Source organism: Parvibaculum sp. (assembly GCF_049651025.1).
Taxonomy (GTDB): domain Bacteria; phylum Pseudomonadota; class Alphaproteobacteria; order Parvibaculales; family Parvibaculaceae; genus Parvibaculum.
On the sequence record NZ_JBASBH010000020.1, the window covers coordinates 1 to 13,790 of the forward strand.

Annotated in this window: 12 protein-coding genes and 1 pseudogene; 4 read left to right on the forward strand and 9 right to left on the reverse strand. The window is 60.5% G+C overall.

All coding sequences use genetic code 11. The annotated features are described in order from the left end of the window. From WA943_RS02365 to WA943_RS02375, 3 genes and pseudogenes are all read right to left on the reverse strand, one after another. A pseudogene (locus WA943_RS02365) lies at positions 1–247 on the reverse strand (hypothetical protein); the annotation flags it as partial. A gap of 60 nt (positions 248–307) precedes the next feature. Continuing rightward, positions 308–1,408, reverse strand: coding sequence for a polyamine ABC transporter substrate-binding protein (locus WA943_RS02370; protein ID WP_424468232.1), 1,101 nt, complete (start codon positions 1,406–1,408; stop codon positions 308–310). Positions 1,409–1,677: 269 nt separating this feature from the next. Then, positions 1,678–2,670, reverse strand: coding sequence for an isopenicillin N synthase family dioxygenase (locus WA943_RS02375; protein WP_424468233.1), 993 nt, complete (start codon positions 2,668–2,670; stop codon positions 1,678–1,680). Between the two features lie 349 nt (positions 2,671–3,019). Here WA943_RS02375 and ilvD point away from each other — a divergent pair, with 349 nt between their 5' ends. Then, positions 3,020–4,888, forward strand: coding sequence for a dihydroxy-acid dehydratase (gene ilvD / locus WA943_RS02380; protein WP_424468234.1), 1,869 nt, complete (start codon positions 3,020–3,022; stop codon positions 4,886–4,888). A gap of 66 nt (positions 4,889–4,954) precedes the next feature. Here ilvD and WA943_RS02385 read toward each other — a convergent pair whose 3' ends face one another. Further along, positions 4,955–5,914: a hypothetical protein gene (locus WA943_RS02385; protein ID WP_424468235.1), complete on the reverse strand. Its 960-nt coding sequence runs from the start codon at positions 5,912–5,914 to the stop codon at positions 4,955–4,957. Here WA943_RS02385 and WA943_RS02390 point away from each other — a divergent pair. Together WA943_RS02390 and WA943_RS02395 are read left to right on the forward strand one after the other, a co-directional pair. Next, entirely contained in the window at positions 5,900–6,295 is a 396-nt protein-coding gene (locus WA943_RS02390; protein WP_424468236.1) for a hypothetical protein, read from the forward strand. The two genes, WA943_RS02385 and WA943_RS02390, sit on opposite strands and share 15 nt — an antisense overlap. 144 nt (positions 6,296–6,439) lie before the next feature. After that, the gene (locus WA943_RS02395; RefSeq protein WP_424468237.1) at positions 6,440–7,246 is read left to right on the forward strand and encodes an undecaprenyl-diphosphate phosphatase; all 807 of its coding nucleotides are present in this window, start codon (positions 6,440–6,442) and stop codon (positions 7,244–7,246) included. Positions 7,247–7,249: 3 nt separating this feature from the next. On the opposite strand, the gene WA943_RS02400 is transcribed toward WA943_RS02395, so the two are convergent. Further along, positions 7,250–8,503 carry a fatty acid desaturase gene (locus WA943_RS02400; RefSeq protein WP_424468238.1) on the reverse strand — a complete coding sequence of 418 codons (1,254 nt, stop codon included), beginning with the start codon at positions 8,501–8,503 and terminating at the stop codon, positions 7,250–7,252. 364 nt (positions 8,504–8,867) lie between these two features. On the opposite strand from WA943_RS02400, the gene WA943_RS02405 reads away from it, so the two are divergent. Then, positions 8,868–10,307, forward strand: a complete 1,440-nt coding sequence (locus tag WA943_RS02405; RefSeq protein ID WP_424468239.1) for a sensor histidine kinase — start codon at positions 8,868–8,870, stop codon at positions 10,305–10,307. Positions 10,308–10,310: 3 nt separating this feature from the next. Here the strand turns inward: WA943_RS02405 and WA943_RS02410 are convergent, their stop codons facing one another. From WA943_RS02410 to sufD, 4 genes are read right to left on the reverse strand one after another with little or no spacing between them, the layout of a single operon-like run. Beyond that, positions 10,311–10,670, reverse strand: a complete 360-nt coding sequence (locus WA943_RS02410; RefSeq protein ID WP_424468240.1) for a HesB/IscA family protein — start codon at positions 10,668–10,670, stop codon at positions 10,311–10,313. Between the two features lie 56 nt (positions 10,671–10,726). Then, positions 10,727–11,101 (reverse strand): SUF system Fe-S cluster assembly protein, encoded by a 375-nt coding sequence (locus WA943_RS02415; protein ID WP_424468241.1) that lies wholly within the window; start codon positions 11,099–11,101, stop codon positions 10,727–10,729. A 26-nt stretch (positions 11,102–11,127) separates the two neighbouring features. Then, positions 11,128–12,375 carry a cysteine desulfurase gene (locus WA943_RS02420; protein WP_424468242.1) on the reverse strand — a complete coding sequence of 416 codons (1,248 nt, stop codon included), beginning with the start codon at positions 12,373–12,375 and terminating at the stop codon, positions 11,128–11,130. After that, positions 12,372–13,697 carry a Fe-S cluster assembly protein SufD gene (gene sufD, locus WA943_RS02425; protein ID WP_424468243.1) on the reverse strand — a complete coding sequence of 442 codons (1,326 nt, stop codon included), beginning with the start codon at positions 13,695–13,697 and terminating at the stop codon, positions 12,372–12,374. The genes WA943_RS02420 and sufD overlap by 4 nt, the downstream gene beginning before the upstream one ends. Between the last annotated feature and the right edge of the window lie 93 nt (positions 13,698–13,790).

Genomic DNA, 13,790 nt, shown 5'->3' on the forward strand with positions numbered 1-13,790 from the left:
TCGACCAATCTATTTGCAGGCCTGGCACAAGTCCCCCGCCACTCCAGTCGAGCAGAGGCGTGAAAGGCGGGATGGAAATGATCTGCGTCGCGAAGCTGATCTTGAGAACGATCAGGAACGGCAAAAGAAAGAAGACGCAAAGCCAGATCAGGGGAACCCCGATGACAATGCGCCTTCCGGTCAAACCGAAACGAGCGAGTGTCGACGTCAACTGATCCGTCAACTTGATGCTTTGTACGTCCGACACTAGCGACCCCTGCAGGAGTAAATGGCCCCGGTGGATTTTGTCCGCCGGGGCCGCCTTGTTCTATTTACCGGTCCTGATTGTCGTCCAGGCTCGTGTTTGCAACCTGTTGAACGCCGCATCCTTGGTCGGGACGGTGAAGAGCTTGTCCATCACTTCCTTGGGCGGATAGATCGCTTCATTGTTCTTCACCGAGTCGTCAAGGAACTCCTTGGACGCCGGCACAGGGTTGGCGTAAGCGACGTGGTTGGAGTTCGCCGCCTCGATTTTCGGCTGGAGATTGAAGTTGATCCAGGCATAAGCCGCTTCCGGATGGGGCGCGTCTTTCGGGATGACCATCGTGTCAAACCAGATCAACGTGCCTTCTTTCGGGATCGTATATTTGATCTCGATGCCGTTCTTGGCTTCTTCCGCACGGCTTTCCGCCTGGAAGATGTCGCCCGACCAGCCGAGCGACAGGCACACGTCGCCATTGGCCAGGTCGTTGATGTATTGCGACGAGTTGAAATACTTGACGTAGGGACGGATCTTCATCAGCAGGTCCTGCGCCTTCTGAATATCTTCAGGCTTGCTGGAGTCCGGATCGAGGCCGAGATAGTTCAGCACGATCGGAATAACGTCGGTCGGGCTGTCGAGCAAGGTGACGCCGCAATCCTTGAGCTTCGACACGTTTTCCGGCTTCAGAAGCAGGTCCAGCGAATTGACCGGCGCATTCGGAATACGCTTTTCAATGGCTTTGACGTTGTAGCCAAAGCCGGTCGTGCCCCACATCCAGATGACGGCATGCTTGTTGCCGGGATCGGCTGCAGCGACACGCTTCATCAGATCGGGATCAAGATTCTTGTAGTTCGGAATCTTGCTGCGATCGATTTCCTTGTAGACGCCTGCCTTGATCTGGCGATCGAGAAAGGGGAACGACGTCGGCACGACAACGTCGTAACCCGAATTGCCCGCCATCAACTTGGCTTCAAGCGTCTCGTTGCCGTCATAAACGTCATAGCGAACCTTGATGCCGGTCGCTTTCTCGAACTTCGCCACCGTGTCTTCGGCGATATAGTCCGACCAGTTGTAAACGTTGAGGACTTTTTCTTCGGCGTGGGCAGCAACCGATATCAGACCGGCAACTGCCATCGCGACGAATCCCGTCCCGATTTTCCAGTTCATGAAGACGCTCCGTTTTGGCTTCATTGGCTCGTGAGGGCAGACAATCTGCCGAAGGAATGAAGAGTCGAGTTTCGCGGTCGACGAGGCGCACTCAACCAATCTCAAAGCTCTCGCCTCCGAACGCATGTTAAACCCATTCTCAATGCGCTTAACACAGCAATTTCGTGACGAAAAGCTCTCCGTTCGAACTCTCCGGAATTTCATGCCTGCATACTGCATCCTTGTGCGAATGCAGCATTTTTTGCTCCGGAAAACCGAACTCCGAAAGACTAGAAAACCTCTTGCCGCAGCTCTGGAAAAACCCTGGACACCTTGCCCATCAGGTAATCGCCATAGGTGCCGGTGAAGGCATGGACGTTTTCCCTGTCCCAGCGCTCGGCGCTGTCGTCTCTGACGCTCGTCGAATTATGCGGAAGGGGGACGATTTCGGCGTCGAAGCCCGGGTCGAAGAAAAACGGAAAGGAGAGCCGCCCGCGACCGCTTGTATTGCGCACGCGATGAGGCGTTGAGCGATAAATGCCGCCCGTCAATCGGTCGAGCATGTCGCCTATATTGCAGACGAAGGTGCCTTCAATGGGCGGCGCCTCGATCCAGCCGCGCGCCGTCTTGACCTGCAGGCCGCCGATCTTGTCCTGAGCGAGCAAGGTGAGCAGGCCGTAATCCGTATGTTCGCCGACGCCCCAGCCCTCGTCTCCGGCTGGCGACGGCGGATAGTGGAAGATGCGGAAGAGCACTGTCGGATCAGCGGTGTAGTGATCGGCGAAGTAGCGCCGGTCGAGACTGAGCGCGAGCGCCACGCCTTGCATCAGCGCATGAGCCGTATTGGTCAATGCGTCGATATAGTCGAGCACTGCGTTTCGCAGCTCCGGCACTTCGGCTGGAAAGAGATTTTGACCATGTAAAGGCACGCCTGCGCGAACGCGCGGATGATCGGGCGGAAGCTCCGTGCCGAAATATATGCCTTCCTTGAGATCGGGTTTGCCGGAGGTGAGTTCGTTGCCGACGGGGAAGAAACCTCGCCAGGCGCGGCCGCCTTTCGCCATGGCGATGTTCAGCTTCTGCTCTTCGGGCAGCGAGAAAAAGCGCCAGCTTGCCGCTTCGAGGCGCGCGAGGATGGCCGGATCGACGCCATGGCCTGTCACGTAGAAAAAGCCGTTGTCGCGGCATGCGGCATCGATTTCGCGGGCGACGTTGGCGCGAGCCGCCGTTGCGCTTTCGTCGAAAAGTGGGCGCATGTCGATGACGGGGAGTTTTTCGTTCATCTTTTCTGTCTCCGTCAGTATGGATCGACCTCCCGATACTAGGGTCGGGAGCGGCTGAAATGAACCGATACCCGCACTTGAGAACTGGTCGCAACAGCCTCCGGCGCGGATGCGAGGGACGATCTCCAGCGAGCGGTTTGTGAGCGTTTCCTGCGAGAGCTTGAGCGAGGCGCGAGCGAGGGCAATAACCTTGTTGTTACAAGGGGCTATGCCCTCCCCGACTGCGCGCTTTTGTGATATTGGTTTTCTCAGCTTCGCGCAGATAGTAATACCCGGAAAACGCGAGCGCAGAATATCGCTGAGCGATTTCATGCGATGCAGCCTCGCCCCCGGACGAAAGGATATCCCCGTGCCTCCCTATCGGTCTCGCACATCGACTCACGGCCGCAACATGGCCGGCGCCCGCGGCCTCTGGCGCGCCACCGGCATGACGGACAGCGACTTCGGCAAGCCGATCATCGCCATCTCGAATTCGTTCACGCAATTTGTTCCGGGTCACGTACATCTGAAAGACCTCGGCCAGCTCGTCGCGCGCGAAATCGAAAAGGCAGGCGGCGTCGCCAAGGAGTTCAACACGATCGCGGTCGATGACGGCATCGCGATGGGCCATGACGGCATGCTCTACAGCCTGCCCTCGCGCGACCTCATCGCCGACAGCGTCGAGTACATGGTCAATGCGCATTGCGCCGACGCGCTGGTCTGCATTTCCAATTGCGACAAGATCACGCCCGGCATGCTGATGGCGGCGATGCGGCTCAATATTCCGGTCGTCTTCGTGTCCGGCGGGCCGATGGAAGCGGGCAAGGTGAAGTGGGACGACGAGGAGCGCTCGGTCGATCTGATCGATGCGATGGTCGCCGCCGCCGACGACAATATTTCCGATGAGGAAGTGGCCGTCGTGGAGCGCTCGGCCTGTCCGACCTGCGGCTCGTGCTCGGGCATGTTCACCGCCAACTCGATGAACTGCCTGACGGAAGCGCTCGGCCTTTCGCTGCCCGGCAACGGTTCGACGCTGGCGACGCATTCGGACCGCAGGGAGCTTTTCCTTGAAGCCGGACGCCTCATCGTCGAGATCACGCGGCGCTATTACGAGACGAATGACGAGAGCGTGCTGCCGCGCAATGTTGCGACGTTCGACGCTTTCGAGAATGCCATGTCGCTCGACATTGCGATGGGCGGTTCGACCAATACGGTTCTGCATCTGCTTGCAGCCGCGCATGAAGGCGAAATCCAGTTCACGATGAAGGACATCGACCGTCTTTCGCATCGTGTGCCGAACCTTGCCAAGGTCGCGCCTGCCATCGCCGATGTGCATATGGAAGACGTGCATCGCGCCGGTGGCGTTTTCGCCATTCTGGGCGAGCTGGATCGCGGCGGGCTCATTCATCGCAATGCCACGACGATCCATAGCCCGACACTTGGCGAGGCCATCGATCATTGGGATATCGGCCGCTCCAAGAGCGACCACGCGCATGAGTTTTTCCGCGCGGCACCGGGCGGCGTTCGCACGACGGAGGCTTTCTCGCAGTCGCGGCGTTACCCTGCGCTCGATCTCGACCGCACGAATGGCGTCATTCGCGATATTGCTCATGCCTATTCGAAAGATGGCGGGCTTGCCGTTCTGTACGGCAACATCGCGGAAGACGGCTGCATCGTGAAGACGGCGGGCGTCGATGAATCCATCCTCACCTTCTCGGGCAAGGCGCGCGTCTATGAAAGCCAGGACAGCGCGGTGTCGGGCATTCTGACCGGCGAGGTCAAGGCCGGTGAGGTTGTGCTGATCCGCTACGAAGGACCGCGCGGCGGGCCGGGCATGCAGGAAATGCTCTACCCGACGAGCTACATCAAATCGAAGGGCCTCGGCAAAGCCTGTGCGCTTGTCACTGACGGACGCTTCTCGGGCGGCACGTCTGGACTTTCCATCGGCCATGTTTCACCGGAAGCTGCCGAAGGCGGCGCGATCGGCCTTGTCGAAACGGGCGATGTGATCGAGATCGATATTCCCAAGCGCACCATCCATCTCGCGGTGTCGGATGCCGAACTTGCGGCGCGGCGCGAGAAGGCCGATGCGGCTGGCTGGCTGCCGAAGGAAGTGCGCAAGCGGCGCGTCTCCCCTGCCCTTCAGGCCTATGCCGCCATGGCGACAAGCGCCGCGCGCGGCGCGGTCCGCGACGTGTCGCGTCTTGCCGGGCTCAACCGGCGCGGCGGCGGCGAATAGCAAAAAGAAATGGCGGCCCGGATCTGTTTTCCGGGCCGCCGCTTTTATTCGTCGTGCTGAAGCGCATCAGTTCATTGCGCGCCAGGCACCATCGGGCTGGCGGCAAGCCGTGCCGTAAGCCTGTTCTTCGCGACCATCGATATAGACGTAGGTCTGGTATTCGCGGCAATACTCGCCCGAGCCGGACTGGTAGGTCCGCAGCGGCGTCACCTGATATTGCGCGCCATCGCTTTCCCAATAGACGGGCTGATTGGACGGCGCATATTCGAGCACCTGTCCGTAGCAGGCCTGATCGCTGATATCGATCGCCTGTCCCAGAGCGCCGCCCAGAATCGCACCGATGATGGCACCGCCAACCGTTGCGCCGCCGCCGCCATTATGCGCGCCGATCAAACCGCCGGCGACGCCGCCGAGCACGGCACCCACAACATCGCGATTGCAACCGACCGGCCCGTAATAGGAGCTGCCATAGCTCTCATAGGCGTTGTAGGGAATGACGTAGGTCGGCGCATATATCGAGATATAGCTGGTGCGATTGTAGTCGAACCAGGGACGCGACCCGCGATCATTGTACCAGTAATAACGCGGCGTGCTGACATAGTGGCGCTGACGCCAGCGATTCCAGTCGGGCTCGCGGCGATAGTCGCGATGGTTGTCGCGATTATAGTTGCGGCCTTGCGACTGCTGGTTCCAGCGCGGGTCGCGACGGTCATTGCCGCGCCAGTCCGCCGGACGACGATCATCCGGTCGCTGACCATATTGGCGGTTGTCGGGCCGCTGACGCTGATCCTGCTGCGCGCGCTGGCGATCATTCTGCTGACGCTGCTGATCGGCCTGCTGTCGACGCTGGTCCTGCTGCGGGCGCTGATCCTGTTGCGCACGCCAGCGATTGTTCTGCTGGCGCTGATCTTGCTGCCGCTGCTGGTCAGCCTGTTGACGCTGCTGTATCTGGCGCTGCTGATCCTGCTGACCGCGCCAGCGATCCTGCTGCTGACGCTGCTGGTCGGCCTGTTGACGCTGCTGCATCTGGCGCTGCTGATCCTGCTGGCCACGCCAGCGATCCTGCTGCTGACGCTGCTGGTCGGCCTGCTGCCGCTGCTGCTGTTCTTGGCGCTGCTGATCTACCTGCTGGCGCTGCTGTTGCTGCTGCTGCTGCTGTTGTTGCTGCTGACGCTGCTGTTGCTGACGCTGCTCGCCCTGCTGGCGTTCGCGTGCGCCGCGCTCTTTCTGGTTCTGGCTGTCATCCTGCTGCGGCTGCTGCCAATCGCGGGCAGCCAAAGCCGTCGATGTGTAGAGGCCGAGCGAACCGACGCCGAGCGCCAGGGTCAAACTGATTCTCACTGCCGCTTTGTCCAAACGCACCATGGGGGTGCCTCCTGTTTCAACCGGCATCCGGTGCCAGTGTAGGCGCAGAGTGCCATCTGCCGCCTGAACCCAGGATGAACCGAATTTAACCGAATTCGGGCTGCCGAACCTGCTTGGCCGGAGCAAGATCGAATGAGCCTGTGCTAGGTTCGACGAACCAACTCCAGAAGCAGGCTCTCCTTACATATGTCCTTCCTCGTTCTTTTTCAGGCGATCTTTCTTGGCATTGTCGAGGGGGTCACAGAATTCCTGCCCATATCGTCCACCGGACATCTCATAATCGCCGGGAAACTTATCGGCTTTACCGGCGCGACGGCGGACGTCTTCGAGGTTGTCATTCAGCTTGGTGCGATCCTGGCGATTTGCGTTCTCTATGCGCGCAAGCTGCTGACGGTGGCTTTCGGGCTGGGAAGCGACCCGGCCGCACGGCGCTTCGCGCTGGCCATCATCATCGCTTTTCTGCCCGCCGCGTTTCTGGGCTTCCTGCTGCACGACTTCATCAAGACGGTGCTTTTTTCGCCGATGGTGGTTTGCGCCTCGCTGGTGCTGGGCGGCATCGCCATTCTGGCCATCGAGCGCTGGAAACCGGCGCCGCGCGTCGATGCGATTGAAAATCTCGGAAACCTGACGGCTTTCAAGATCGGGATTTTTCAATGCCTCGCCATGATCCCCGGCGTTTCACGCTCCGGCGCGACGATCCTTGGCGCGCTGCTGCTTGGCGTCGAGCGCAAGACGGCGGCGGAGTTTTCGTTCTTCCTCGCTATTCCCACCATGCTGGGCGCGACGGTGCTCGATCTCTGGAAGGCACGGCACATTCTCAACCCGGACGACAGCGCCATCATTGCCGTCGGCTTCGTGTCGGCTTTCATCTCGGCGATTGTCGTGGTGCGCTGGCTCGTCAGCTTCATCAGCCATCACGGGTTTTCCGTTTTCGGCTGGTACCGGATCGTTTTCGGCACGCTGCTGGCGGGCTATTTCGTCTGGGCCGCCTGAGCCTCAGTCGTTGCTCGATGCGGTGGTTTTGCGCGCCGCTTCTTCGGCGGCGGGGCGCACCTGACCCGGACGGAGCGGGAAGCCGCGTCCGCCACGGCGCGTCGGGCTCGCCGGTGCATTGACGCTGCCAAGATCGGCACGCTCGATGGCTGGCGTCATGTCGATCGGCTCGGCTGTCGGGCGGCCTTCAAAATCCGTCCATTGCTTGCGCTCATAGTCGAAAAGCTTGCAGGCGCGATAGACGTTTCGATAGGCGGGCAGCGTGAATTTGTAGCGCACGATATCGGCGCCATAGGCCTCGATCAGTTTCGTCTGCGCCTCGGTGAGCTTGTAGATCGGCACGGACGGCAGCGCGTGATGCGCGTTGTGCAACATGACCCATTTGAAGAGCGGCAGAAAATCGAACGGCAGATCGACATGCGCTGCGCCGCGAATATTGCCGCCGTAAAAGGTCCATTCCTCGCGCTCGGCAAACCACGGCACCATGGGATGGTTGTGCTGAAGGAAGATGGAGAGCGCCATCAGATAGTTCCAGACGGCAAAGGGAATGACCCAGCCGATCAGCATGGTGAGCGCGAGCGACCGCTCGGGCGCAAGCAGATGGCCGACGACACCGATCAACGCGACCATGCCGCCGCCGACGACAAGCACGTAAAGCGTGTCGGGAAGATGCTTGCGCCACTCGCCGCGCGATTCCGGCGAGATGGGCAGCACGAGCTTCTTCATCCAGAATTCGTACCAGTAATAAATCACCGGGCCGAAGGGGCCGCGATAGATACGCTCAAGCGTACGCCGCGCCCATGACGCATTGTCGAACTCCGCCTTCGACATGGGCGCCCAGACATAATCGAAGCCCTTGAGATTGGCGTAGCCGTGATGGATGCGATTGTGAACGACATCCCAGAGGCTGCGCGAATGGAGACAGGGCGTGAAGGCGATGCGCGTGAGCCAGATGTTCCAGCGGCGTCCGGGAACGAAGCTCGCATGGCCCGTGTCGTGACCGATCAGGAAGATGAGGCCGATCAGCGCGCCATTGGCGACGGCGAAGAGAAGATTGAGCCAGAGCGGAAGCGCGGCGACGGCGCCGACAAGCGTTGCCAGATAGAGCGCGTAATGGATGCCCAGTATCGTCAGACCACGACGCAGCGACTTTGTCGTCAGGGCCTTGCGCTCATCCGCGGTCAGCCAGTCGCCGGGCGTGCCGAGCTTGGGGACGACGACATCCTGAAGGCGCATTTCAGCCGGAAAAACATTCACCGTGGCAGCCCCCCCACCCGAAGCGCGATGCGCATAAGCGCCGAACGAAAAATCGCCCGAACGCGCTCCTATTTGTCGCCGCCGCGCAGGATAGTTCAGGAGGTTTGCGACCTGCTGGATCCTGCGCCGGGAGAACAGGGCTAATTTTCTATTAATTTGTCTAAAAATCAACCGTCCAGCATGTCGCAAGCCAGCAAAAGCGACAGGAAATCAAACATCTGCGAGGCGTTAACGACTCATTACCTTAAGCCGTTATTAGGAGTTCACGTGAAATAAGAGGCAGTGAGGCAGAAAAGTTTTCCCCGGCTTCTGCCCAAACAGATCAGCAGGGGTCTCGTTTCCTGATCATCGTGAGGATCAGATATTGAGCAGCGACGACAGCGCCGTACTGTCCGAGTACAGGCGCGACTATGCGATGAGCTTGCTTACGCTGCGTTTCCGCGATCGAGAGATCGAGGACACTTTCAGCGCGGACAACTTTGCCCGGCAGATCAACATCACGCGCCTGTCGATCGCTCTGGGCGGCATTGTATTCGGGCTGTTCGGCATTCTCGACTTCTACATCATCCCCGATGTTGCCTATGAAGCCTGGGCCGTGCGCTTCGGCATCACCTGCCCTGCCATGCTTGTCGTCGCCGCCATGACCTATTCGCCGCGCTTTACCCATCGCAGCGCGGGCTGGCTGTCATTCTCGATGCTGCTGCCGGGCATGGCGGTGGTCTATATGACGGCTGTTGCCGCGGCGCCGGGGGCCTATCTCTATTACGGCGGCCTTGTCATCGTGCTGGGTTACGCCAACTGCCTGTGGCGGCTGAGCTATATTTATTCGGCGACCGTTTCGATCATCATTCTGGCGGCCTATGAATGGACCGCCATTGTCATCAATCCGGTGCCGTTCGATGTTCTGGCCAGCAACAACACGTTTCTGGGCGGCGCGGCGGCGATCAGCATTTTCCTGAACTTCATCCAGGAATATCAGCTTCGCAAAAGCTTCGTGGACAATGAGAAGCTGCGGCTGGAGCGTACGCGCTCTGAGCGGCTGCTCAGCCGGTCGGAAGCGGCGAACCGGGCGAAGAACGACTTCCTCGCGATCATGAGCCATGAGCTGCGCACGCCGCTGAACGCCATTATCGGGTTTTCGGAGATCATCGCGAACCAGATGTTCGGTCCCGTGGGGCAGGAGAAATATGCCGATTATGCGGGCGACATTCGCTCCAGCGGCACGCATCTGCTGAGCATCATCAACGATATTCTCGATATTTCGAAGGCGGAGGCGGGCAAGCTGCAGCTTGCGGAGGAGCCGATCGATCCGGTCGAGGCGCTCAACCGCTCGATGCGCATGTTCCGCCAGCGCGCTTCGGAGATAAATGTCGATCTGTCATTCCGTGTGCGCGACGATATTCCATGGATCATCGCCGATCCCCGCCTCTTCAATCAGGTGGCCATCAACCTGACATCGAACGCCCTCAAGTTCACGCCTGAGGGCGGTTGCGTTTGGATCGAGATCGGGCTGGATGCGGCCGGAAATTTCGCCATGAAGGTGAAGGACACCGGCATCGGCGTCAGGGAAGCCGATATACAGCGCATTTTCGAACCTTTCGTTCAGGTCGAAAGCGCGATGTCGCGCACGCATCAGGGCACGGGGCTTGGGCTTCCGCTGGTGCGCAAGATCATGGGCCTGCATGGCGGCACGATAGAAATGGAAAGCGTTGTCGGCGAAGGCACAACGGTGACCGCGACATTTCCCAAGAGCCGCTTCGTTGCGCCCGATCGCAGCACCGAGCTGCGCTGGAATGCGCGCTAGGCGTCAGACGCGGGCGGGCTCGATGGTGACGCTTTCACCGCAGCCGCAAGCATCCGTCTGGTTCGGATTGTTGAACTTGAAACCGGCGGAAAACTTCTCGGTCTCATAATCCATTTCAGTGCCGATGAGGAAAAGGATCGCCTTGGGGTCGATCAGAATCCTGATGCCCTTGTCCTCGACGACTTCATCGAGCGGCTTCTGGTCTTCGGCATATTCCATCGTGTATTCCATGCCGGCGCAGCCGCCGTTTTTCACGCCGACGCGCAAGCCGATATACTTCCCCTCCGAGCGCTGCATGATCGCGCGCAGGTGTTCGGCTGCCTTGTCGGTCAGCGTGATCGCCTTGGGGAGCTGTCGAGCCATATTCAAATCCTCCAGCGCCTACACATGGATAGTAGACGCGCTCTATTCAAGTTCGGTCAATACATGTTGAGCGCGACGCGCGCTTCGTCGGACATGCGGCTGGCGTCCCATGGCGGGTCGAAGGTCATGTTGACCTTCACATCGCCGACGCCTTCAACGGAGCGAACCGCGTCCGCGACCATTTCGGGCATGGTGCCCGCGACAGGGCAGCCCGGCGCGGTCAGCGTCATCTCGATCAGGATATCGCGATCATCCGAGACGTCGACCTTGTAGATGAGGCCGAGCTCGTAAATATCGACCGGGATTTCCGGGTCGTAGACGGATTTCAGCGCCGCGATGATGTCGTCGGTCAGCGCCGCCAGTTCCTCGGGCGGAATGGCGGAGGGCGCCTCCCCTTCGACGGGTTCCGGCGTTTGCGTCTCTCTGGTCATGTTCACGTCTTCCGACATCATGGACCTCAAACAAAAAACTTCTTGGCGTCGATAAGGGCGGCGACGAGGCGGTCGATTTCCTCATGCGTCGTATACATGGCGAAGGATGCACGCGCCGTTGCCGTGACGCCGAAACGCTCCATCAGCGGCTGGGCGCAGTGATGCCCTGCCCTGACCGCGATGCCTGCGCGGTCGATGATCGTCGCAATGTCGTGGGCATGCGCCTCGCCCATCGTAAAGGAGATGATGCCGCCCTTGCTGCGCGACGTGCCGATGATGCGCAGATCGTCGATCGCCGAAAGGCGCTCGGTCGCATAGGCGAGCAGGCTTGCCTCATGCGCGGCGATGCGGTCGCGGCCGACGCCATGCACATAATCAAGCGCGGCGCCGAGGCCGATGGCTTCGACGATGGCGGGTGTGCCTGCCTCGAAGCGATGGGGAGCCGTGGCGTAGGTCACATTGTCGAGCGAGACTTCGCGGATCATCTCGCCGCCGCCGCGATAGGGACGCATCTTCGCCAGCAGTTCCTTCTTGCCGTAAAGAAGGCCGATGCCGGTGGGGCCGTAAATCTTGTGGCCGGTGACGGCATAGAAGTCGATGTCGAGCGCCTGCACGTCAACGTCGAGATGGACGGCGCTTTGCGAACCGTCGGCGCAGACGGGAACGCCCTTCGCGTGAGCGAGGCGGACGATTTCCTTCAGCGGCGTGACGGTGCCAAGCACGTTCGACATGTGCGTGATGGCGACGAGCTTCGTCCTGGGTCCGAGCAGCTTTGCATAGGCGTCCATGTCGAGGTCGCCCTCGTCCGTCACGGGCACCCATTTCAGCACCGCGCCCTGGCGCTCGCGCAGGAAATGCCACGGCACGATGTTCGAGTGATGCTCCATGACGGAGAGCACGATTTCGTCGCCGGGTTCGATCAGGGGCGCGGCGAAGCTCGACGCGACGAGGTTCAGCGCATCGGTGGAGCCGCTGGTGAAGATGACTTCGTCGGTCGTCGGCGCGTTCAGAAACGCGCGAGCTTTTTCGCGCGCGTCCTCGAAGGCCTGCGTCGCGGTGTTCGAAAGATAATGCAGGCCGCGATGGACGTTTGCGTATTCGTGCTCCATCGAATTGCGCATCGCGTCGATGACGACGCGGGGCTTCTGGGCGGAGGCACCATTGTCGAGATAGACGAGCGGCTTGCCATAGACTTCGCGCGACAGGATCGGGAAGTCGGCGCGGATGGCGGCGACGTCATAAGGGGCTTCGGCGAGCTTTGTCACAATGGTCATGCCGTCTCCTCTTCGCCGAGGCGGAACCAGCTTGCGGCGAGCAAACGCAGCGCGTCGCGCGCGCCTTCATGCGGCACCGTGTCGAAGGCGGCGTCGAGGAAGGCGGAAATCAGAAGCTGGCGCGCGGTTTCTTCGTCGATGCCGCGCGAGCGCAGATAGAAAAGCGCTTCACGATCCAGCTCACCGATGGTGCTGCCATGCGCGCATTGAACGTCGTCGGCGTAAATCTCAAGCTCGGGCTTGGCGTTCATTGCCGCGTCGCGCGAGAGCAGAAGCGCGTTCGACATCTGGCGGCCATCGGTCTTCTGCGCGTCGGGACGCACAATGACCTTGCCCTGAAACACGCCGGTCGCGGACTCGTCGAGAACGGTGCGGAACAGCGTGTGGCTGTTGCAATGGGGAACTGCGTGATCGACGTTGCAGAGCTGGTCGCCATGCTGCTTGCCGCGCAGCGCTGTCGCGCCGTTGACATGGGCTTCCGCGCCCTGCCCGTCAAAGCGAATGAAAGCCTGATCGCGCGACAATGCGCTGCCAAGCGTCATGATGAAGTTCGACAGGTTCGAGCGGGCCTCCAGACGGGTGGCGAAAGTCGACAGATGTATCGCGGTCGGCGCTTCGTCCTGCACCTTGATGCAGGTCAGGCGCGCATCCGGGGCCAGCGACACATCGGTCACGAGATCGGCGAAATAATGCTTCGCGCCCGCATCGATATGAGTTTCGAAAATGGTCGCCTCTGCGCCCTCTTCAAGGCGGATCAGATTGCGCCCGTGCCATATGCCATCGTCGGCACCGAGGAAGAGAAGATGCAGCGGCGCATCGAGCTTCACGCCTGCGGCGATGTGCAGGCCCATGCCGTCATGCATCAGCGCGGTGTTAAGTGCGACGACGTTTGCCGCCTGCGCATCGGTGGCGCGCGTTTCGACAAGCTCGCGCGCCCAGGACTCGCTCAAGGCTTCGGCGAGCGGCTTCAACGTGACGCTATCGGGCAGATCGAATTTCGACAGATCGGTGCGGAGCCTGCCGTTCACGAAAACGATGACGTGGCGCTCGATGCCTGCAAAGGCAGCGACGGAAGCGCGGCTTGCGTCGGGAAGCAATGCGGCAGCCTGATGGCCGGGCGCTGGCGCGAGAGATGCTTTTTCCAGCGCCTGACGCAAATCGGTGTAGCGCCAATCTTCGAGACGGCGATGAGGAAGGCCCGCATCCGCAAAGGCTTTCAGAGCCGCATCGCGCCGGATAGCAAGCCAGCCGAGGCTGGCGCCCGGCAACGCATTGCGTTCGCGCTCATAGGTCTCGATGAAATTCTTGGCCGCGTCAGTCATATCAATCTCAATTCTACTTTTTTCGCCGCGCGGACTCGATCCGCATATCCACGCCTTCGATCCGAAGGAAGGCGTGGATGGCCGGGTCGAGCC

Coding starts and splice junctions, on each gene's coding strand:
- WA943_RS02375 (WP_424468233.1), bottom strand. CDS start 2,670: ATGAACGAAAAACTCCCCGTCATCGACATGCGCCCACTTTTCGACGAA.
- WA943_RS02420 (WP_424468242.1), bottom strand. CDS start 12,375: ATGACCATTGTGACAAAGCTCGCCGAAGCCCCTTATGACGTCGCCGCC.
- WA943_RS02385 (WP_424468235.1), bottom strand. CDS start 5,914: ATGCAGCAGCGTCAACAGGCCGACCAGCAGCGTCAGCAGCAGGATCGC.
- WA943_RS02370 (WP_424468232.1), bottom strand. CDS start 1,408: ATGAACTGGAAAATCGGGACGGGATTCGTCGCGATGGCAGTTGCCGGT.
- sufD (WP_424468243.1), bottom strand. CDS start 13,697: ATGACTGACGCGGCCAAGAATTTCATCGAGACCTATGAGCGCGAACGC.
- WA943_RS02415 (WP_424468241.1), bottom strand. CDS start 11,101: ATGACCAGAGAGACGCAAACGCCGGAACCCGTCGAAGGGGAGGCGCCC.
- WA943_RS02410 (WP_424468240.1), bottom strand. CDS start 10,670: ATGGCTCGACAGCTCCCCAAGGCGATCACGCTGACCGACAAGGCAGCC.
- WA943_RS02395 (WP_424468237.1), top strand. CDS start 6,440: ATGTCCTTCCTCGTTCTTTTTCAGGCGATCTTTCTTGGCATTGTCGAG.